General features: G+C 33.1%; 23 protein-coding genes. 13 read left to right on the plus strand and 10 right to left on the minus strand.

The features are described from left to right. Window positions 1–49: 49 nt before the first annotated feature. A complete protein-coding gene (locus EU96_RS03625; RefSeq protein WP_032526833.1) occupies window positions 50–400 on the plus strand; it encodes a hypothetical protein in 351 nt (116 codons plus the stop codon). Window positions 401–406: 6 nt separating this feature from the next. Here the strand turns inward: EU96_RS03625 and pgeF are convergent, their stop codons facing one another. The 3 genes from pgeF to EU96_RS03610 are packed head-to-tail and all read right to left on the minus strand — an operon-like array spanning window position 407 to window position 3,326. Next, on the minus strand, window positions 407–1,189 hold the full coding sequence (gene pgeF / locus EU96_RS09820) for a peptidoglycan editing factor PgeF (RefSeq protein WP_342666114.1): 783 nt from the start codon (window positions 1,187–1,189) through the stop codon (window positions 407–409). Window positions 1,190–1,209: 20 nt separating this feature from the next. Continuing rightward, complete coding sequence (locus EU96_RS03615) at window positions 1,210–2,115, minus strand: Tab2 family RNA-binding protein (protein WP_032526834.1); 906 nt, start codon at window positions 2,113–2,115, stop codon at window positions 1,210–1,212. Continuing rightward, a complete protein-coding gene (locus EU96_RS03610) occupies window positions 2,112–3,326 on the minus strand; it encodes a S1 RNA-binding domain-containing protein (RefSeq protein ID WP_032526835.1) in 1,215 nt (404 codons plus the stop codon). The genes EU96_RS03615 and EU96_RS03610 overlap by 4 nt, the downstream gene beginning before the upstream one ends. 66 nt (window positions 3,327–3,392) lie before the next feature. Here EU96_RS03610 and EU96_RS03605 point away from each other — a divergent pair, with 66 nt between their 5' ends. From EU96_RS03605 to folE, 6 genes are all read left to right on the plus strand, one after another. Then, window positions 3,393–4,187, plus strand: a complete 795-nt coding sequence (locus EU96_RS03605; protein ID WP_032526837.1) for a creatininase family protein — start codon at window positions 3,393–3,395, stop codon at window positions 4,185–4,187. A gap of 110 nt (window positions 4,188–4,297) precedes the next feature. Continuing rightward, window positions 4,298–5,026, plus strand: a complete 729-nt coding sequence (locus EU96_RS03600) for an aldehyde oxygenase (deformylating) (RefSeq protein ID WP_032527017.1) — start codon at window positions 4,298–4,300, stop codon at window positions 5,024–5,026. A gap of 107 nt (window positions 5,027–5,133) precedes the next feature. Further along, the gene (locus EU96_RS03595) at window positions 5,134–6,174 is read left to right on the plus strand and encodes a long-chain acyl-[acyl-carrier-protein] reductase (RefSeq protein ID WP_032526838.1); all 1,041 of its coding nucleotides are present in this window, start codon (window positions 5,134–5,136) and stop codon (window positions 6,172–6,174) included. A 3-nt stretch (window positions 6,175–6,177) separates the two neighbouring features. Then, the gene (locus EU96_RS03590) at window positions 6,178–7,185 is read left to right on the plus strand and encodes an acetyl-CoA carboxylase carboxyltransferase subunit alpha (protein ID WP_032526839.1); all 1,008 of its coding nucleotides are present in this window, start codon (window positions 6,178–6,180) and stop codon (window positions 7,183–7,185) included. After that, window positions 7,160–7,894: an SDR family oxidoreductase gene (locus EU96_RS03585; RefSeq protein ID WP_032527018.1), complete on the plus strand. Its 735-nt coding sequence runs from the start codon at window positions 7,160–7,162 to the stop codon at window positions 7,892–7,894. The genes EU96_RS03590 and EU96_RS03585 overlap by 26 nt, the downstream gene beginning before the upstream one ends. A gap of 152 nt (window positions 7,895–8,046) precedes the next feature. Further along, complete coding sequence (gene folE, locus EU96_RS03580; protein ID WP_032526841.1) at window positions 8,047–8,787, plus strand: GTP cyclohydrolase I; 741 nt, start codon at window positions 8,047–8,049, stop codon at window positions 8,785–8,787. Here folE and EU96_RS03575 read toward each other — a convergent pair. After that, window positions 8,784–9,440 carry a phosphoribosylanthranilate isomerase gene (locus EU96_RS03575; protein ID WP_032526842.1) on the minus strand — a complete coding sequence of 219 codons (657 nt, stop codon included), beginning with the start codon at window positions 9,438–9,440 and terminating at the stop codon, window positions 8,784–8,786. The genes folE and EU96_RS03575 overlap by 4 nt on opposite strands. Before the next feature lie 55 nt (window positions 9,441–9,495). Between EU96_RS03575 and EU96_RS03570 the strand changes: the two genes are divergently transcribed. Beyond that, window positions 9,496–10,719: a site-2 protease family protein gene (locus EU96_RS03570; RefSeq protein ID WP_032526843.1), complete on the plus strand. Its 1,224-nt coding sequence runs from the start codon at window positions 9,496–9,498 to the stop codon at window positions 10,717–10,719. A gap of 9 nt (window positions 10,720–10,728) precedes the next feature. On the opposite strand, the gene EU96_RS03565 is transcribed toward EU96_RS03570, so the two are convergent. After that, window positions 10,729–11,472: a lipoyl protein ligase domain-containing protein gene (locus EU96_RS03565; protein WP_032526844.1), complete on the minus strand. Its 744-nt coding sequence runs from the start codon at window positions 11,470–11,472 to the stop codon at window positions 10,729–10,731. 102 nt (window positions 11,473–11,574) lie between these two features. On the opposite strand from EU96_RS03565, the gene psaM reads away from it, so the two are divergent. The 3 genes from psaM (at window position 11,575) to EU96_RS03560 (ending at window position 13,170) form a co-directional block, all read left to right on the plus strand. Beyond that, window positions 11,575–11,679: a photosystem I reaction center subunit XII gene (gene psaM, locus EU96_RS0109235; protein ID WP_025887817.1), complete on the plus strand. Its 105-nt coding sequence runs from the start codon at window positions 11,575–11,577 to the stop codon at window positions 11,677–11,679. Window positions 11,680–11,880: 201 nt separating this feature from the next. Beyond that, the gene (locus EU96_RS0109240) at window positions 11,881–12,111 is read left to right on the plus strand and encodes a hypothetical protein (RefSeq protein ID WP_416406691.1); all 231 of its coding nucleotides are present in this window, start codon (window positions 11,881–11,883) and stop codon (window positions 12,109–12,111) included. Between the two features lie 54 nt (window positions 12,112–12,165). Next, window positions 12,166–13,170 carry an SDR family NAD(P)-dependent oxidoreductase gene (locus tag EU96_RS03560; protein WP_032527019.1) on the plus strand — a complete coding sequence of 335 codons (1,005 nt, stop codon included), beginning with the start codon at window positions 12,166–12,168 and terminating at the stop codon, window positions 13,168–13,170. A 6-nt stretch (window positions 13,171–13,176) separates the two neighbouring features. On the opposite strand, the gene bchL is transcribed toward EU96_RS03560, so the two are convergent. The 4 genes from bchL to EU96_RS03540 all read right to left on the minus strand — a co-directional run bounded on the left by bchL (window position 13,177) and on the right by EU96_RS03540 (window position 17,623). Then, window positions 13,177–14,064, minus strand: a complete 888-nt coding sequence (gene bchL / locus EU96_RS03555) for a ferredoxin:protochlorophyllide reductase (ATP-dependent) iron-sulfur ATP-binding protein (protein ID WP_002805445.1) — start codon at window positions 14,062–14,064, stop codon at window positions 13,177–13,179. A gap of 192 nt (window positions 14,065–14,256) precedes the next feature. After that, window positions 14,257–15,837 (minus strand): ferredoxin:protochlorophyllide reductase (ATP-dependent) subunit B, encoded by a 1,581-nt coding sequence (locus tag EU96_RS03550; RefSeq protein WP_032526846.1) that lies wholly within the window; start codon window positions 15,835–15,837, stop codon window positions 14,257–14,259. 3 nt (window positions 15,838–15,840) lie between these two features. Beyond that, a complete protein-coding gene (locus tag EU96_RS03545) occupies window positions 15,841–17,097 on the minus strand; it encodes a ferredoxin:protochlorophyllide reductase (ATP-dependent) subunit N (protein WP_032526847.1) in 1,257 nt (418 codons plus the stop codon). A gap of 157 nt (window positions 17,098–17,254) precedes the next feature. Then, window positions 17,255–17,623 carry a hypothetical protein gene (locus EU96_RS03540; RefSeq protein WP_032526848.1) on the minus strand — a complete coding sequence of 123 codons (369 nt, stop codon included), beginning with the start codon at window positions 17,621–17,623 and terminating at the stop codon, window positions 17,255–17,257. A gap of 97 nt (window positions 17,624–17,720) precedes the next feature. On the opposite strand from EU96_RS03540, the gene EU96_RS03535 reads away from it, so the two are divergent. After that, complete coding sequence (locus tag EU96_RS03535; RefSeq protein ID WP_032526849.1) at window positions 17,721–18,491, plus strand: microcompartment protein; 771 nt, start codon at window positions 17,721–17,723, stop codon at window positions 18,489–18,491. Between the two features lie 7 nt (window positions 18,492–18,498). On the opposite strand, the gene EU96_RS03530 is transcribed toward EU96_RS03535, so the two are convergent. Then, window positions 18,499–19,083, minus strand: a complete 585-nt coding sequence (locus EU96_RS03530) for a non-canonical purine NTP pyrophosphatase (RefSeq protein ID WP_032526850.1) — start codon at window positions 19,081–19,083, stop codon at window positions 18,499–18,501. A 326-nt stretch (window positions 19,084–19,409) separates the two neighbouring features. On the opposite strand from EU96_RS03530, the gene EU96_RS03525 reads away from it, so the two are divergent. Beyond that, complete coding sequence (locus tag EU96_RS03525) at window positions 19,410–19,721, plus strand: BMC domain-containing protein (protein ID WP_002807869.1); 312 nt, start codon at window positions 19,410–19,412, stop codon at window positions 19,719–19,721. Window positions 19,722–19,790: the final 69 nt, after the last annotated feature.

The following is a 19,790-nucleotide window of genomic DNA, read 5'->3' on the forward strand; positions in this document are numbered from 1 at the left end:
TTTAAAAAATTAACTATTAATATGAATCAAAAAGTTAAATTTTTCTGAATTGAAAAAATTATCAAAATATTTAATAATAATCTTCTTGATTATTATTAATCCTCTAGTAGTAGACTCGGCTGAAATACTTCAAATTAAAAGTTCAAATACTATTTTGGTAGGAGATCAAAATAGGAATTTAACAATTGGATTATTTTGTGTAGATGTAGATAAAAATGATGAGCTTGAAGCAATGAATTTACTTAAAAGTGAATTTCCAAGGGGAAGTAAAGTGAAAATAAAACCTTTTGGTTTTAAAGAGAATGTTTTGTTAGCAAAAGTTTTCAATATTAAAGGTACTAAGGAGATGGCCGAATTATTAGTTGCTAAAGACTTAACAAGAAAAAATTGTCCAAATTAAATATCTCTATGAATGAATAAAATTCCATTGTCTCGAGATTGTCTTGTTCCTTCTCCAGGAATTAAATTCATTTTTTGATTCGTATGTGCATATATTTGAGATATCGATATTTGTATTAGGAATATTTTCATTCAAAAGTTGTCTATAAGCAAACCTCCTAAGATCAAGTTGATTTAAGTTTTGCTCTTTTAAGTTATTTGAATCATTAAAATAAAAATTTTTTTTAGTTTCACTCAAATTGACTGTTAATTTTTTATTTTCGGCCTTTTTATAAAATTCTTTCAATGTCTTTTTATCAACTAGATAATGTTCCTTCGATATCGCTGGCCCTATTGCTACAAGCAAGTCATCTCTGGAAGTCCCAAAATTATCGAAGATTTTAACTAGATTTTTTATTATTTTTTTTTCTAAGCCTTTTCTCCCACAATGCAAGGCGGCTACATTTCTTGTTCTTTTATCTGCAAAAAATATTGGCATGCAATCAGCTGTGTAAACCCATAAGTTTTGATTGCATTTATTACCAATAAGACCATCTGCATCAGTCTTACTCCCTTTTTGCGAATTTGATCCAAAAGTCAATATATTACTGTGAATTTGATTAGATAAACAATTTACGGAATTTTCATTAAAGTGATTTCCTAATAATTGAAGAAATTTCTCAGAGCTAGACTTTGTAAAGTATGCATGTTGAAAATTATATTGACTAAGAATTGGTGATGAATAGTACTCAAAATTTTTGTTTTGAATAAAAATTTTAGTTTTTGAGAAATATACTTCTTTGTAAGGAATAGCTCCCTCCTAACTTAAAATTATGAAATTAATTCAATATCTCTCAAGATCCAGAACCCTGCAAATTTTTCAATGTATGGCGTTGACTGTATGGAAATAAATTGATAGCCAAAAGAATTTTTTTTATTCTCTAAAAACTTTGTACTTAAAATTTTTGCATCTTTTTCTGGCAAATCTGTTACTAGCCACTTATCGTCTTCCGAAGCTTCAAGAATGAGTTGGTTCTTATTTATATTTAGTTTAATAGGTTCTAAACAACTGAACCATGCAGAAAGTGCTAATGATCTATCTTTGCTAAAAAGTCTTAATCCAGGTACTAAATTATTAGTATTCAATTTTTGGTGAATTGGGAAAATATCTCCAAATTCCATAGGCCAATTTTCTGCTGATTTTAATTCTTCAATTGATATTTCAGCGATAGTTAAAGCATCCCCCCTCACTGCTTCTGGTAAAGGTTTAGGTGAGGTTTCCATTGTAGAAGTGAAAGTTGGCGCTAGCACACCTCTTACATAGCCATTTTCATTTGGATAAATCTCTTTTTCAAGAAATTCGATTCTATCGAACAAATCGTAAGTTCTTCTACTAACGAGAGCCTCAATACTGGCGGCCTCCAGAGATTTCTTAATGATGGATTTCATTGACGTCCTCCAGAATCTAACTATTGAGGGCTTTGCCCACCCTTCTTTTTTTGCATCATTAATTGCTTCATTTAGTGCCTTTGTAAGCCATACCGAATTAACTTCATTGGCAGGGCATTTTTTATTCCAAAGAAAAATATCTTCAGTCTTATAACTTCTTTTGGAGCAAATAATTAACTCCCACCTTTTTTTTCCATTTGATTCAATAATTGGTCTTGAGTAAAAGTCTAATTCCCAATCTGAAATTTTAAATTCAAGACTTTGTTCTGTTTTTTTATTTATGTTCATTTGTCTTGTTCTTTTTTATCGAAGAGTGCTTTAGTTTTTAGTGCTCTCTCATTGGCTTCTTGCATAACTTTTTGTTTATCAATTATTAATTCTCCCGCTGAGTTCTCTAAGAGTGCTGTATTAAGACCAATTCGCCCTTTTTTAAGATCAATTTCAGATATTAAAGCTTTTATAATTTCCCCTTCTCTAAAAATTTCTCTTAAAGAACGAATCGATCCGTTTGTTAGTGATGATTGATGAAGAAGTCCACTAGCTCCACCTAAATCAATAAAGAAGCCATATGGTTTTACTGCTAAAACTTCTCCTTCAATTAATTGACCTAATTCTAGACTTGTAAGTTTAGAGACTAATGATGCTTTCTTTTCAGAGAGAACTAATTTTCTGGATTCTGGATTCACCTCAAGAAACGCTACTTTTAGAGTTTTGCCAACAAAAGATTGATAATCTTGACCATCTTCAAGCTGGGATCTTGGGATGAATCCTCTCAATCCATCTACATCACACGTAAGTCCGCCTCTGTTAAATCCATTAATTAAAACTTCAATTAATTCTCCATTTTTAGCGGAATTTGAAACTTTCTCCCAACTTTGCCTGAGAATTAATGCCCTAGCGCTCACTGTTACCATCCCATCAGCATTTTGTTCTTTTATAACCAAAACTTCCATTTCAAGGCCTATGGAGAATTTTTCTTTAAAGTTAGTTATAACGCCCAACCCACATTCTTTTTTTGGCATATAACCAGGTGCTTTCCCACCAATATCAACATATAGCCCATCACTTTCGATTGCTATGACCTTCCCTGAAATTGTTTCTCCTGTAGCCCCAATTGGCTCATTTTCATTTAAAGCCTCCAAAAAAGCACTTTCATCAAAATCGAATTCATCAACTGTTCTTTCTAATTGAAAATCTGTGTTTTGCTCAGAAAAATTAAGGGGTCTATTTAAGTCTTGTTGAGAACTCTCAAAAGCTTTAGTGTTTTTATTACTGTCCTCAATTTCTTTTACTGATTCACCTTTAATTATTTGAGGTTTGATTGCGATATTTTCTTTTTTAATTTCTTCTTGCGAATCGTTTCGCTCATTCTGTATTTCTTGAGATTTTTTTTGAGTATCCTTCTTGCTTATGTGAAGTACCTGAAGAGGTTTTTTAAAATCTTTTTTAATGCCCTTTGGTTGGATATTATCTTGGGCATTTTTATTACTGACTCCCATCGTAGGTAAAATAAGAATAATTAATTAATAACATACTCTAAATGTTAGTACTCAAAATTAAAATTAATGAACTTTAAACCAATACCTAATAAATTTGAATATTTAAATTGGCAAGAAATTGAGAGTATTGCAAAAGACAAAAGATCAACAGTGATTTGGCCATTCGGCGCTGTTGAGCAACATGGGCCACATTTGCCCCTTGCTACAGATAGTATTTTTGTTGATGAAATCATTAGCGAAGTTTTTAAATTATTCTCTTCCGATATTCCATTAAAAAAACTTCCAACACAATATATTGGGTTTTCTCCAGAACATAAGGGTTTTGCTGGGACAATTTCACTTTCCTCAAATTTAATAACCTCAATGATTAAGGAAGTCGGAGGACAATTATCTGAAATGGGTTTTAAAAGATTGATATTGATTAATGGACATGGAGGACAAATCTCACTACTAAATACAGCTGCAAGAGAGCTAAGAAGTTTTGCACCTGGGATAGCTGTATTCCCTTGTTTCTTATGGAGTGGTGTTAATGGATTAAGTGAATTGTTAACAAAAACTGAGATGGAGGATGGGCTTCATGCTTCTTTAGCTGAAACAAGTTTGATGCTCGCTTTAAAGCCAGAATTAGTAGGTGATGAACGTCCTAATGAGGTTATTAAAGGACAGATCCCAGAAGGTTGGAGTCTAGAGGGTAATGCGCCTACTGCTTGGCTTACTGACGACTTCAGTAAATCAGGCGTTATAGGGGATAGCAGAGGAGCAAATGAGTCTTTAGGAAAAAATTTAAAGGAATTATTGATTAATCATTGGTTTAAATTGATAATGAATCTGATGCAATCAGATTGGCCAAACAATTCTTAAATATATTTAAGTAAAAATGGCACTTAACAATTGAAACTATTTTCATGATATTTAAATAAACTCACTATAATCATGTAATATTCATGCATAATGAGCTAAAGATTACTGACATGCAAACTCTAGAATCAAATAAAAAAACTACTGAAGAAACCACTAATACGATTTCTTTAAATTTGCCGGACTTTACTACAGATTCTTATAAGGATGCATATAGCAGAATAAATGCAATTGTTATAGAGGGAGAGCAAGAGGCTCATGATAATTACATTTCCATAGCAACTTTATTACCAAATGAGTTAGAAGAGTTAACTAAATTGGCGAGAATGGAAATGAAACATAAAAAAGGCTTTACTGCATGTGGGAGAAATTTAGGAGTTGAAGCTGATATGGAATTTGCTAAAAAATTCTTTTCTAAATTACATGGTAATTTTCAAATTGCTCTAGAAAAAGGAAACATAACAACATGTCTTTTAATTCAAGCTATTTTAATCGAAGCATTTGCAATCTCTGCTTATAACGTCTACATACGAGTTGCAGATCCTTTTGCAAAAAAAATAACAGAGGGAGTGGTTAAAGATGAATATCTTCATTTAAATTATGGTCAAGAGTGGCTTAAAGAGAACCTGTCTACATGTAAAGAGGAATTAATGGAAGCTAATAAGGTTAACCTTCCTTTAATTAAAAAGATGTTAGATGAAGTAGCAGATGATGCATCAGTTTTAGCTATGGACAGAGAAGAATTAATGGAAGAATTTATGATTGCTTACCAAGATACTCTTATGGAAATAGGTCTAGATAATAGAGAAATTGCAAGAATGGCTATGGCAGCCATCGTTTAATTATACTTCTACTTAATTAAGCATTTTAATAATTAATCTTTCTATTTAAGTAGTTACCTCTGTGCTATTCTTCATTACATCGTATAGAAACCATTTATAAATTTTAAATGTTTGGGTTAATAGGCCACTCAACTAGTTTTGAAGATGCAAAAAGAAAAGCTTCTTTACTAGGATTTGATCATATTGCAGATGGCGACCTGGATGTTTGGTGTACAGCTCCTCCTCAATTGGTTGAGAATGTAGAAGTTAAGAGTGCTACTGGAATATCTATTGAAGGTTCTTACATAGATTCTTGCTTTGTTCCTGAAATGCTTTCTAGGTTTAAAACGGCTAGAAGAAAAGTATTAAATGCTATGGAACTAGCTCAGAAAAAAGGGATTAACATTACGGCTTTAGGGGGATTTACTTCTATTATTTTTGAGAATTTTAATCTTCTTCAGCATAAACAAATCAGAAATACTTCATTAGAGTGGGAAAGGTTTACTACTGGTAATACTCATACAGCATGGGTTATTTGTAAGCAATTAGAAATAAATGCTCCTCGCATCGGGATAGACCTGAAAAAAGCAACTGTTGCTGTAATTGGTGCTACAGGGGATATTGGTAGCGCTGTTTGTAGATGGCTTATCAATAAAACTGGGATTTCAGAACTTCTTATGGTGGCTAGACAACAACAACCGTTAACTCTATTACAAAAAGAATTAGATGGTGGCACTATAAAAAGTTTAGATGAAGCATTGCCTCAAGCGGATATTGTTGTATGGGTTGCAAGTATGCCTAAAACTATTGAAATTGAAGTTGATAACTTAAAAAAACCATGTTTAATGATTGACGGTGGATACCCTAAAAATCTTGATGAGAAATTTCAGGGTGAAAATATTCATGTTTTAAAAGGCGGTATAGTAGAGTTTTTCAATGATATTGGCTGGAACATGATGGAACTTGCGGAAATGCAAAACCCTCAGAGAGAGATGTTTGCTTGCTTTGCAGAAGCTATGATTTTAGAATTTGAAAAGTGTCATACCAACTTTAGTTGGGGAAGAAATAATATTTCTCTTGAAAAAATGGAGTTTATTGGAGCAGCTTCTTTGAAACATGGTTTTTCTGCGATTGGACTTGATAAACAGCCTAAAGTATTAACTGTCTAAATTATGGCTAAACGTTACCTCCTAGATTTTGAAAAGCCTCTTGTTGAGCTTGAGAAACAGATAGAGCAAATTAAAGAATTAGCTCGAGATTCAGAAGTAGATGTTAGTCAACAGCTCCTGCAGCTTGAAACCTTAGCTGCAAGGAGAAGAGAAGAAATATTTAAATCACTCACGCCTGCACAAAAGATTCAGGTGGCTAGACATCCTCAAAGACCTAGCACTTTGGACTTTGTTCAAATGTTTTGTGATGACTGGATTGAATTACATGGAGATAGAAATGGAGGGGATGATATGGCCCTTATTGGAGGGATAGGCTCTATAAATAATCGACCGGTGTTGATGTTGGGGCATCAAAAAGGAAGAGATACAAAAGAAAATGTTATTAGAAACTTTGGAATGGCAAAGCCAGGAGGTTATAGAAAAGCGCTTAGATTAATGCAGCATGCTAATAGATTTTCTTTGCCAATTCTTACATTTATTGATACTCCTGGAGCCTATGCAGGTTTAACCGCTGAAGAACAGGGGCAAGGGGAAGCGATAGCAAGAAACTTGAGGGAGATGTTTGGTTTGACAGTCCCTATAGTGGCTACTGTTATTGGAGAAGGTGGTTCTGGTGGCGCACTTGGAATAGGTGTTGCTGATAGGTTACTAATGTTTGAACACAGTGTTTATACAGTTGCGAGTCCAGAAGCATGTGCATCAATTTTGTGGAGAGATGCAGCAAAAGCTCCTGAAGCTGCATCAGCACTTAAAATTACGGGTAAAGATTTACTTAAATTGGGAATAATAGATGAAGTATTGCCAGAGCCTTCGGGTGGAAACAATTGGGCTCCTTTAGATGCTGGTAATACACTAAAGGAGGCTATTGAAAAACACCTTAATGCTTTACTTCAAATGACTAAAGATGAACTCATTGAGGAAAGATATAAAAAGTTTAGGGTTTTAGGTAAATTTATTGAAGCAAATAATATTGAAGAAATTTATAGTGAAATTCCCCAAAAAACTGAATAAATTGAAACTAGCTTTTATAACAGGTGCTACGAAAGGTATTGGTAGATCTACCGCAATTACTTTTGCTAATGCTGGCTGGGATTTAATTTTACTTTCTAGAAACATGGATTTATTGGAGAAACTAAAGAGTGAATTATTGACTACTAAATCAAAAATTAACCTAGTTAAATGTGATTTATCTAATCCTCTTGGAATAGAGAATTGTGTTAGAGAAGCAATTGATAAATATGGGTGCCCTTCAGTCTTGATAAATAATGCCGGTTGCGCATTTAATGGTTCTTTAGTTGAAATGGATTTTGAGCAATGGGAACAAACTATTCAAACAAACCTCACAAGTGTTTTTCAAATTTGTAGCTCAATAATCCCTCAAATGAGAAAAAATGGTGGTTTAGTTATTAATGTCAGTAGTCATGCGTCTTATAATGCTTTCCCTCAATGGGGAGCATATTGTATTTCAAAATCTGCACTCACTATGTTTACTAAATGCTTGAGGGAAGAGGAGAGATCTAATTCAATTCGAGCATGCACAATAACTTTAGGTTCAGTAAATACTCCTCTTTGGGACTCCAAATCAATTAAGTCTGATTTTGATAGAACTTCTATGCTCTGCTCAAATAAGGTATCAGATACTATACTTTATATGGCACAACAACCCGAATCGCAATTGATTGAGGACTTAACTTTGATGCCTTCTGGAGGGGCTTTTTAAAAATTCTGTTTCTCTTTTTGTTCTTTAAAAGGTGATTTTTTCAGGACTATTTGAACCCGATTTAACAATAGAATGTGATATAGTGTATAAGCAATTAAGCCTTTAGAAGATACAGTAAATTAAGTTGCATACAATTTTCTGTTTAAAATTTTATGACCTCTACATTACCCAACGATAATATTAAAAACTTTGATGACCAGATTACTAATAAACTAATCTCTGAAATCATCAGAGACAGAATTAAAAATGCCGGGATAAGATTCAGTGCAAATGATAACATTGCAGATTTTATAAATCATGGCGAATTAGAAATTCTAGAAAAAGAAGTTGCTTCAAGAGTTAAAGACTTACTTAAGTCCTTAGTAATTGATGTTGAAAATGACCATAATACTCAAGAGACTGCAGAAAGAGTCTCCAAGATGTATTTAAATGAAGTTTTTAAGGGGAGATATCATGAACAACCTAAAGTTACTAGTTTCCCAAATGATAAGAATCTTGATGAGATTTATACTGTTGGCCCTATTTCTGTAAGATCTGCATGTTCACATCATTTAGTCCCAATTTTAGGCGAATGTTGGATAGGTATTAAACCTGGAAATAAGGTTATAGGACTCTCAAAATTTGCCAGAGTTGCCGATTGGGTTTTTTCAAGACCTCATATTCAAGAAGAAGCTGTAATGATACTTGCAGATGAAATTGAAAAATTGTGTGAACCTAAAGGTTTAGGCATTATTGTGAAGGCTCAACATTATTGTATGAAATGGAGGGGAGTTAAAGAGCCAAATACAAGTATGATTAATTCTATAGTAAGAGGGGATTTTAGACATGATTTAAGTTTAAAACAAGAATTTTTTGAGCTTGTAAAACAGCAATCTGCAACCAATAATTATTAATTCTTTTTTAAAAACTTAATTAGATCTCTTGTTTTTTCTAGATCTTTTAATCCTGGAGATATTTCAATACTGCTTGAAATGTCTAGGCCATATGGTTTGATGTCTGTTAAAATTTCATCAATCCATTCAATTGATATTCCACCTGCTAACCACCAAGGTTTGCTGAATTTCAGATTCTTTAGATAAATAGGATTTATTTTTTTCCCTGAACCCCCATAAGTTTCTTTATTCCAAGAATCAAGTAGAATCGCATCTACAAAATCTTCAAAAGGTTTTATTTTATCAAAGTCATTTTTCGTTTTTATTCTGAAAGCCTTCCATAGGCCAATATTTGGAATTTCTCCCCTTATTCTTTTGCAGTAATCAATATCTTCATCTCCATGTAATTGAATGATAGTTTCACTTGGATTGCCTAAGAAATTTTTAATAATTAAATCTATAGGACAATTTTTTACAACAGATACTCTCTCGATTTTTGGATACAAACTTTCTAAGGTTTTGAAAATTTGTTTCTTAAGTTCAGCTGGTATATACCTTGGTGATTCTTCAACAGAAATAATGCCTATTGCATGGGCTCCTAATTTAGCGACTTGAAGAGCTTGTTCTTCGGACGTTAGTCCACAAATTTTTACTAAAGTTTTAGTCTTGGGCATATGATTATCCTGTATGTAAAATTAATATTATTGATAAATATAGCGGAGATTATTTTTGAGAAGTTGGCAAATTTTTAAAATATGGGGAATTCCCTTCAAAATTCATCTTTATTGGTTTGCGTTTCTTTTTTTATTCTCATGGAGTATTAGTAATCAGGTTAATTTAACCTTAGGTGATATCTATAATACTAAAGAGTCTTGGATTATAGGATTTTTAACTTCTTTTTTCTTATTATCTTCAATTATTTCTCATGAGGTTTTACATACTTTTGTTTCCCTTACTCAGGGTGTAAAAATAAAAAAAGTTACTTTTTATTTTCTAGGAGCAATTTTACAAATAGAAAAGTATTGTCAAACTGCTTTAGGTAATATAAAAATTGCAGTTGTTAGACCTCTATTATGTTTTTCTACAGCATCTATTCTACTTTTAATTAGTAATTCCGGTTCCTCTAAAGAACTAATGGCCATCAATATAATTTCTAGAGTAGGTATATTAAATTTATTTTTAGGCTTCTTAAATTTGATTCCAATTAGTTCTTTAGATGGAGGAAATTTATTAAAAAGTATTATTTGGCATTTTTCAGGGAGTAAAAACAAAGGAAGAAATTTACTCAATAAAGTAAATTTATCTTTATCTTTTTTAGTTCTAATATTTGGGATAATTTGTTTATTTAGATTTAACTTTTACTATGGTTTTATTCTTTCTTTTTTAGGTTTGTTTGGAGTGAATTCTTCAAAATCAGAAAGTCAATTTTTTAAAATTGAAAACATACTTAAATTTAGTAAAGTTTCTGAGCTTAAATTAAAGCCTTTGAGAAAAATTGAATTCGATTCTAATTTCTCAGAATTTAATAAATTAATAAAAAACAAAAAGGATACAGCAGATAAATATTTTTTTGTTGCGAATAATGGTAGATGGACTGGTGTTGTTGATGAAAATATTTTGAAAACTGTCTCCATAAAAAAATGGGAACGGAGCTTTGTTGGAGATTTCAAGAAACCAATTAATAGTTTTGTGACTGTATATAGTAATAACAAATTATGGGAAACTATAGAAAGACTTGAAAAAACTAGTGAAGGTTTTATATTGGTACTCAACGCTTCAGATATCCCTTTGGGGATAATTGATAGGTCTAAAATTGGAAACTTTGTGTTGAATAAATTAGGTTTTAATTTACCTTCACAGATTGTCAATAAATTTAATTATAAAAATCAGTATCCTTTGGGAATTGAATTGCCTAGAATAATTAAATCAATGAAGCAGAAAGGAGATCTTTAAGAATTCTTATCATGAAAAATTTTCAATGTTTTTATTATCTATGACAACATTTTTGAACCTTATATTTGATTTATTCTTTAGGAATGAATTTCTTAAATGTTCAACTATTTCATCATTTGTGAGGTCTAGATTTACTTTGGGTGGAGCTTCTTCTTTAAATAATTTGAACCACAAATCTTTTGAAGGATTTGTTTGTATTTCTCCATGTAGAAGAAATCCATCTTTTTTGCGATATTGTGCACTTCCTATTCTCTTGAACCCATCTTGATCAATCAAATCAGAAATTAATGAAGTCCCAAAACAATTAGTTTTTATGGGTGATTTTTGTAAATTACCATTCTGCAAGTTTAGACCTAATTCTTTGAAACTTTTAATTAACCAATCGTTAACCATCCTATAACTTAGGGTTTTGTAATGACTTTTTTTAAAAGTTAATGCATATGTTATGCCACCTGAATGTAAAACAGCTCCCCCGCCAGAGGGACGTCTTATAACATTAATTTCCCCATTAAATAATAATTGTTCCCAATGCGGAGGCATTTCTTTTTGGTGATAGCCAATTGAAAGCCAATCTCCAGACCAATAGTAGAACCTCAATGTGAGAATTATTTCAGAATTTGAAATTGTCTGATCTAAAGAATTTAAATCTAAAGCCATTTGATCAAATCCAGGTAAACTATTTGTCGAAAAAATTAAAGCTTGATTTTTAATTCCCAAAATTAACTTTGTAGGTTTATTTATGATAATTTCCAATAAATTTTTTCTTTCAATTTATTAATTTCGTAACATCATTTTGTAATAGTGTGTCAAATCACCTCTTTTAGGTGGAGAATATAGGAAATATTATTTTTAAACATGGAGCCAACTCAAACAATAAATTTAATTGCATTAAGCCTCATAGTAGTTATGCATGCAGGAGTTTTAGCACTAAGGCTAGGAATTAGTTTAGGTAGAAACTAAAATTTATTAGAAAATATATATTTTTAAGGTAATAATATAACAAGACTGAATTGACTTATTCAGTACAATTACCAAGCACTGAATTTGTCAAAATCTTTTTATAAAAATAGAATTTTTTACAAAAAATATCTAGGCTCAGCATTTAAAATTAAGCACCAGAAGCAGGAGCATTTTGTATCTTTGTTTTTTTTAAGTTTAAAAATGTGCTTTTCCCTTTTGGCGATAATAAGCTTGATTAAACTTGGCTATAGTTCCAAAGTTAGGTTAATCAGATTAAGGGAAATTCAAGACTCATTTTTATACGAAAAAAATCGATTCAATGTTTTGACAAGTAGGTTTGATGATTTATTTTCTTCTGAAGGTGAGCAAAGATTTATGAAGGATCAGGATCAAATGATTTCTAGAGGCATTATCAGAGTAATATGGCGTTGATAAGGATGACCTAGAATCATCTTACTTATCATTTTTCTATTAACTTTTTTGCTAGTGAGTAAGAACATTAAGGGTTTAGTCCTAATAACAGGAACAACTTCAGGAGTTGGATTAAATACTCTAAAACCTCTATTGAGATTTGGATGGGAAGTTATAGCCGTCAATCGATCAAATAAAAGAGCGATTGCAATAGCTGAGGAATTTTTGACAAAAGACGAAATTAAAAATGTTCACTTTATAGAAATAGATCTTTCTAACTTGGATGATATAAGAAAAGGTTGCGATGAAATATTGGGAAGATTTAAAAATCCAATAAATTCCCTTATTTGTAATGCGGCAGTTTATAAGCCGAGATTAAAGAGACCTGAAAGATCTCCTCAAGGTTTTGAAAATTCTATGGCAGTTAATCATTTTGGACACTTTCTTATGATAAACCTGCTTATGGACAATATTTTATCTTCAGAAAGAGAAATTTTCTTAAATGGTAAATCTACTTTATTTAAGCCAAGAATAACAGTATTAGGAACTGTTACAGCTAATTATTCAGAACTGGGAGGGAGAATACCAATCCCTGCTCCAGCGGATCTAGGAGATTTATCTGGATTTAAAAATGGTTTTTTATCTCCAATAAGTATGGCGAATGGAAAGAAATTCAAACCTGGTAAGGCTTATAAGGATAGTAAACTTTGCAATATGGTGACTGTTCAGGAATTATCAAAAAGATATCCTGCAGAGAAAATCATCATTAATTCTTTATATCCTGGATGTGTTGCTGACACTAAACTTTTTAGAGACACACCTTGGATATTTAGATTTCTTTTCCCTATATTTCAAAAATTCATAACAAGAGGATATGTGTCTCAAAGATTGGCAGGAGAGAGGGTCGCTCAAATTGCAACCTATAAAGAATTTGCTAAACCATCAGTACATTGGAGCTGGGGAAATCGTCAAAAAACTGGCAGAAAAGCTTTTTCTCAAAAGTTGTCAAAAAGAATAATTGATAAGCAGACCTCTAAACAAACTTATGATCTAACAAGAAAATTGGTTGGATTAGATTAATTAAAACTAATCAAATCCTAATAAATCAAAAATTTCTCTATCTTTAAGGGGATTTCCTTCTAAAGGTTCTACGTTTTCAAGCATATTTTTGGCAAGAGATAAATATTCATTTTGAACTTCAATGACGTCTTCAGTTGGTTCCATTTCAAAGATGGTACATTTTTTTAGTCTTGATCTTCTAATAGCATCTACATCTTTAAAATGAGCCATAGTTTTTAAACCTGTTCTTTCATTAAATTTATCAATTTGGTCAGTATCTTTTGATCTATTTGCTACTACCCCACCTAATCTGACTTTGTAATTTTTTGCTTTTGCTTTAATTGCTGAGACTATTCTATTCATAGCGAATATTGAATCGAAGTCATTAGCAGTAACAATTAGACAGTAATTTGCATGTTGCAATGGAGCTGCAAATCCCCCGCAAACGACGTCTCCAAGGACATCAAAAATAACAACGTCAGTATCTTCTAATAAATGATGTTCTTTTAATAGCTTAACTGTCTGACCAGTTACATATCCACCGCATCCTGTACCAGCAGGAGGGCCTCCACTTTCCACGCACATTACGCCATTAAAACCTTCAAACATGAAATCGTTTGGCCTCAATTCCTCACTATGAAAATCTACTTCTTCGAGAATATCGATAACTGTAGGTACCATTTTGTGTGTCAAAGTGAAAGTGCTATCGTGTTTTGGATCGCATCCAATTTGTAAAACCTTTTTACCCAATTTTGAGAATGCTGCAGAAAGGTTTGATGATGTAGTTGATTTCCCGATACCGCCCTTTCCGTATACGGCAATAACTAAAGCCCCTTCTTCAATATTTATTTTTGGATCTTGCTTTACTTGAACACTCCCTTCCCCATCAAGAGGTTTATTTATAGTACTTGTCATTTAAAGCTGGAATTTACACGTTAATACTTATATTCTTGCAGGTATATGCCTCCTAGAATGCATTTCTCAACAAATAGTTATTTATTAAGATTAAAGATACAAGATATATGTTTATAACTAAATATTCTAGACTTTTTTATTTGTTTCCTGAGTGAAAATACTCATGCCTAAATAACATTTTATTTGTAAGAATCAACCAAAAAAAGCTTTTGCGTCGTAGAGGGTCTCATCATTAATTTCAGGAAGACCTTTTGATAGAGCATATTTTTCTGTATTTGATTTAACTTTACCTCTCACAAAAAATGGTACTTTTGTAAGTTCTGCTTTTCCAGATTCTGTCCAAAGAATACTTTTTTCTTCTTGAATACTTATATTACTTTGATCGTGCTTAGTTTCTTTATTATCAGGAGCATTAGTCGCAGTATGTCCTAGATGACTTTGATGACCGTCAACAAACTCAAAATCATGTTTGAACATATCAATAAGATGCTCTTCTAATCCCATCATTAGAGGATGAACCCAATCGTCAAAAATCACATTTGCTCCTTCCCATCCCATTTGAGGACTATATCTAGCTGGGACATCCTGGACATGCATTGGGGTACTTATCACTGCACATGGAATACCAAGTCTTTTTGCGCTATGCCTTTCCATTTGAGTACCTAAAACCAATTCAGGGGATGCTTTTTTCATGGCATCTTCAACTTCTAGGTAGCTATTAGTTATTAGTGCTTCTATATTTAAATCCTTAGCTGCAGCTCTTACTTGTCTTGCCATTTCTCTACTGTAGGTTCCTAGGCCTACAACTTCAAAGCCTAATTCATCTTTGGCAATTTTGGCAGCTGCGATTGCATGAGTACCGTCACCAAATATAAAAACCCTTTTCCCCGTCAAATAATTTGAATCAACTGACTTTGAATACCATGGGAGCTTTGACTTGTGCTCTAGTTCTTCTTTATTCGTTAAAGGGAGGTCAAGCTTTTCATGTACTTCATGAATAAAATTAATTGTATTTTTTATACCAATTGGAATAGTAGTGGTATATTCCATTCCGCAATTACGCTTAAGCCATTCACAAGAAATCTCAGCAATCTCATGATATAGGCAAACATTAATATCAGCATCAGTTAATCTCTCAATATCTTCTGGGCTTGAACCGAGTGGTGCAACAACATTAGTATCAATACCTTGCTCTGAAAGTATACGTTGAATCTCGATTACATCATCTCTGCATCTAAATCCTAATAATGTAGGGCCTAATATATTAACTTTAGGTCTTCGACCTAAAGACTTCCATCTTTGAGGGTTGATTTTATCAATTTCATTTACCTTATCTTTTAATAGAGTTCTAATTATTTGATAAAAGGTTTCTGAAGCTCCCCAGTTTTCTTTTTTGCTGTAGGCAGGAAGTTCAAGGTTAACAATTGGAATATCAAAACCCATACCCTTAGCAAGAGCACCTGGCTGATCTTGTATTAGTTCAGCAGTACAACTTTCTCCTACTAAAAGGGTTTTTGGTTTAAATCTTTCAACTGCCTCAGTAATATTCCTTTTAACTAATTCGGCGGTATCTCCTCCTAAATCTCTAGCTTGAAACGTTGTATAAGTTACAGGAGGTCTCTGACCTCTTCTCTCAATCATTGTAAAAAGGAGATCTGCATAAGTATCTCCTTGAGGAGCATGAAGTACGTAATGAATGTCTTTCATTGATGAAGCCACTCTCATTGCACCTACATGAGGAGGGCCTTCATATGTCCAAAGAGTTAATTCCATAATTTAATGAGTCGCTAATGTTTTGGATGTAAGTATTTGATTCCTTTTTAAAGGTCTTGAGAAAAGTCCAGCTAAGTCAGCTGCTTGATCAATTCCGTGGATTGGGCTAAATACCATTTCTATGGACCATTTTGTACTAATACCCTCTGCTTCCAGTGGGTTGGCTAAACCCATTCCACAAACTACCAAGTCAGGACTAGAAGCTCTAACACGATCAAGTTGTTTCTCTACATGCTGACCTTCAACTATTTTTGTATCATCCGGTAATAAATTAAGCTCCTCATCCATCAAATCTTTATTTAAATAGGGAGTTCCAACTTCAATTAGCTCCATTCCACATTCGTTATGTAAAAATCTTGCTAATGAAATCTCAAGTTGTGATTCAGGTAAAAGGAATAATTTTTTTCCTCTTAATATTTCAGTATGTTTTTCTAGTGCCTGCCTAGCTCTATTAGCTAAAGGAGCAATTACCTCATGAACTTTTAGTTCATGAATTTTAAAAGCCTCTGCCGCAGATAAAAACCATTTTGTGCTGCCCTCTACACCTAATGGAAACGGAGCATAAATTATCTCACAACCACGATGCTTAAGGTCCCTGACCGTATCACTTAAATATGGTTGAGTTAATAGAACCTTTGTGTTCTTCCCAATTTTTGGTAATTCAGTTGATTGTCTGGGAGGAAAACTTTCAACATTAGTTATCCCAATTTGATTGAAGATCTTCTTGAATCTATCTTCGACATTATTAGCTAATGTGCCGACTAATAATAATTTTTCATCATCTGTAGATTCCATTAAGGGGACAAGAGCTTTTAATGCGCCATCTTCTCCTTGTGTAAATGTAGTTTCGATTCCACTACCTGAGTAGTTCACAAACCTTACTTGACCTAAAAATCGTTTGTTTAATTTCTCAGCAACAGTTGCAAGATCAAGCTTAATAACTTCGCTAGGGCAAGAACCAACTAGGAAAAGAGTCTTTATTTCAGGTCTCCTAGAAATAAGATCATTTACTACTCTATCGAGTTCTTCGTGAGCATCGGCAAGACCCGCAAGATCTTTTTCTTCAAGAATAGCTGTACCAAATCTTGGTTCAGCAAAAATCATTACCCCAGCAGCACTCTGGATTAAATGTGCGCATGTTCTTGATCCAACAACCAGAAAAAATGCGTCTGGCATTCTTCGGTGTAACCAAACTATTGAAGTTAGTCCACAAAAGACTTCCCTTGGCCCTGTTTCTTTATTAAATTCTACTTTACTCATTAAAAATATTTAGAGCTTATCCTTTAAGCTTGCATAAACTTTTTAATTTAAGAAAGTAATTAATAAGTTCTCTTACAAAATGCACACATTTAAAAAACTTATATGAATGTTTAAATACTTAAATGAGAATTATTAAATAGATTTTTTACAAGTGTTGTTAATTTCTGTAGAAGGAATTCCCTTGACTTGTTTTTGAAATCCTCCATACATTTCTAGCTATTTTTGTAGCTAATAATCCTGCTCTTTCTAACTTAGATTTCCCGGGCTTTGCTCCAATTAAAGCTGTAACTTCTGAAGTCGATAAGGGTGCTCCGGTATCAATAGCTAATTGCGTTAATTCCAATCTATCCCTAAGGTTCTTAAGATTTACTTTCTCTATTTTATCTTCTTCTAACCAACTAAAAGATGGGTCTTTCTGAGATAGTTTTTGCATCAAGCTTAAACTTACTAATCCAAGAGTTTGATCAGGAGTTAATTCTTTTTCAATACCAGAAATATTTGGTTCTTTTTTTTGAGATGTTCCCATAAAAATGCATATCTTTTACTTGAAGTTATCGTTTTGTGGGAAGCATGCAAGTAAATTTAATAGAAAAAATGAACCATTATCCGTTATAGTCGCGTGAATGGAACCAACTTCTAGCTTTAACAGAGGGGAACGGAAAAGATCGAGTTCTCTTGTCACAGGATCTGAGGTGCAATCTCAGGCCAGTGGCGCGAGCTGTTTTATTACTACTGATTCAGAAAAGTCTTTGGTATCCAGACAAGCAAGTCAAGTTGAGCAAATCGAGTTAAGAACATATGTTTTTTTAGATTCTCTGCAACCTCAATTAGCTGCATACATGGGAACTGTTAGTAGAGGTTTTTTACCTATTCCAGGTGATTCATGTCTTTGGATGGAAGTTTCTCCTGGGATGGCAGTTCATAGAGTCACTGATATTGCATTAAAAGCAAGTAATGTAAGACTTGGTCAGATGATTGTTGAAAGAGCATTTGGATCTCTTGCTCTTTACCATAAAGATCAAAGTACAGTTTTACATTCTGGAGATGTTGTTCTAGATGCTATTGGAAGTGAAGTTCGAAAAAGAACAAAACCTTCAACAAGTTGGACTGAAGTTATTCGAGCTATTACTCCAGATCATGCCGTTTTAATAAATAGACAAAACAGAAGTGGATCAATGATTCAATCTGGAATGAGCATGTTCATATTAGAAACCGAACCAGCTGGTTATGTTTTAAAAGCAGCAAATGAAGCTGAAAAAGCATCTAATATAACCGTTGTTGATGTTAAAGCAGTTGGAGCTTTTGGTAGGTTAACTCTTGCTGGGAAAGAAGGGGATGTAGAAGAAGCCGCAGCTGCTGCTATAAGAGCAATTGAAGAAATTTCAAATTATTGAAAATTTTTTAATTTAAACCAATTTCTTTTTTTAAAAAAGGCGACATCATTTTTGCAGCTTTACCCCTACTACCTAATTTACTTAGTTGTGATTGTGAAAGATCTCCATAAACACAGTTAGCTTCTTTAACCCAAAAAATAGATTCGAATTCCCCATTTGGGTATTTTGGATTTTTAAGAATTTCTCCCCAGCATATTCCAGTTGTATCCTTAACTAAGTTTCCTGAGGGATCGCACAAAACCATACAACTTATAAATCTTGCGCTTCTATAAGGACTATCGGAAAGTTCCTTAATCAATTTTTTAATTTTTTCAGCGTTGTTTTTGGCATACCTAGCAGAATATATCCCTGGTCGACCATCTAAAATATCTACTTCAAGACCAGAGTCATCAGCTAATGCCCAAGTTTTTGTCTCTAAGGAAGCTGCCTTGGCTTTTAGTAGTGCATTCTCAAAATATGTGTTTCCAGTCTCTTCGACATTTAAATATTCTGGTTGCTTATTTACCTTTAAAGACAGGACGTCTAGCATTTCCGAAATTTCAGAAACCTTTTTTTGGTTGCCACTTGCAATGGTGAGAACTGGAAGGTTCAAAACAGAATAAATTTATTGTGAATATTATCTTACTTCAAAGGTTGATACGGAGACAGGAAAGGTTGAACATTCCACACCTGTGTAGACAGGGCCCGTCTCGTACGGAAATAACATAATGTAAATTTTTTATTAACACAACAGTATGTTTTGATGTACTAACTAATTTCTATAAGTATTGATATATCAATAGTACCAAGGGTCATAAGTTTATCTTATGAATGATAGAAAAAACATTAATGGAGATTTTATCGAAAATGCTTGACTTATAACTACTAAATGAAGCATTCTTCGGATTGAACATTCCACATTTAGTAATTTAGTAGGCAATGGCTACAGAAACAATGGGTATCGCTCTCGGCATGATCGAGACACGCGGACTTGTACCTGCAATTGAAGCAGCAGACGCAATGACCAAGGCAGCAGAAGTTCGCCTTATTGGTCGTGAATTCGTTGGTGGCGGTTATGTCACAGTATTAGTTAGAGGCGAAACAGGCGCAGTTAACGCAGCTGTAAGAGCTGGTGCTGATGCTTGTGAAAGAGTTGGTGACGGTTTAGTCGCAGCTCACATTATTGCTCGTCCTCATAGAGAAGTTGAACCTGCTCTTGGTAATGGTGAATTTCTTGGTCAAAAGGACTAATTAAGTAAAGCAAGATTTATGAATTTTGCACAATAATTATTTTCCCTACACAGACCTAAATTTATCCTT

Origin of the sequence: Prochlorococcus marinus str. MIT 9302, from assembly GCF_000759975.1 — a bacterium.
Taxonomy (GTDB): Bacteria; Cyanobacteriota; Cyanobacteriia; order PCC-6307; family Cyanobiaceae; genus Prochlorococcus_A; species Prochlorococcus_A marinus_M.

Bases quoted from the DNA above. Each gene is read 5' to 3' on its own strand.
- EU96_RS03615 (WP_032526834.1), bottom strand. From the start codon at position 2,115: ATGAACATAAATAAAAAAACAGAACAAAGTCTTGAATTTAAAATTTCA.
- EU96_RS03610 (WP_032526835.1), bottom strand. From the start codon at position 3,326: ATGGGAGTCAGTAATAAAAATGCCCAAGATAATATCCAACCAAAGGGC.
- EU96_RS03605 (WP_032526837.1), top strand. From the start codon at position 3,393: ATGAACTTTAAACCAATACCTAATAAATTTGAATATTTAAATTGGCAA.
- EU96_RS03600 (WP_032527017.1), top strand. From the start codon at position 4,298: ATGCAAACTCTAGAATCAAATAAAAAAACTACTGAAGAAACCACTAAT.
- EU96_RS03595 (WP_032526838.1), top strand. From the start codon at position 5,134: ATGTTTGGGTTAATAGGCCACTCAACTAGTTTTGAAGATGCAAAAAGA.
- EU96_RS03590 (WP_032526839.1), top strand. From the start codon at position 6,178: ATGGCTAAACGTTACCTCCTAGATTTTGAAAAGCCTCTTGTTGAGCTT.
- folE (WP_032526841.1), top strand. From the start codon at position 8,047: ATGACCTCTACATTACCCAACGATAATATTAAAAACTTTGATGACCAG.
- EU96_RS03575 (WP_032526842.1), bottom strand. From the start codon at position 9,440: ATGCCCAAGACTAAAACTTTAGTAAAAATTTGTGGACTAACGTCCGAA.
- psaM (WP_025887817.1), top strand. From the start codon at position 11,575: ATGGAGCCAACTCAAACAATAAATTTAATTGCATTAAGCCTCATAGTA.
- EU96_RS0109240 (WP_416406691.1), top strand. From the start codon at position 11,881: ATGTGCTTTTCCCTTTTGGCGATAATAAGCTTGATTAAACTTGGCTAT.
- bchL (WP_002805445.1), bottom strand. From the start codon at position 14,064: ATGACAAGTACTATAAATAAACCTCTTGATGGGGAAGGGAGTGTTCAA.
- EU96_RS03550 (WP_032526846.1), bottom strand. From the start codon at position 15,837: ATGGAATTAACTCTTTGGACATATGAAGGCCCTCCTCATGTAGGTGCA.
- EU96_RS03545 (WP_032526847.1), bottom strand. From the start codon at position 17,097: ATGAGTAAAGTAGAATTTAATAAAGAAACAGGGCCAAGGGAAGTCTTT.
- EU96_RS03540 (WP_032526848.1), bottom strand. From the start codon at position 17,623: ATGGGAACATCTCAAAAAAAAGAACCAAATATTTCTGGTATTGAAAAA.
- EU96_RS03535 (WP_032526849.1), top strand. From the start codon at position 17,721: ATGGAACCAACTTCTAGCTTTAACAGAGGGGAACGGAAAAGATCGAGT.
- EU96_RS03525 (WP_002807869.1), top strand. From the start codon at position 19,410: ATGGCTACAGAAACAATGGGTATCGCTCTCGGCATGATCGAGACACGC.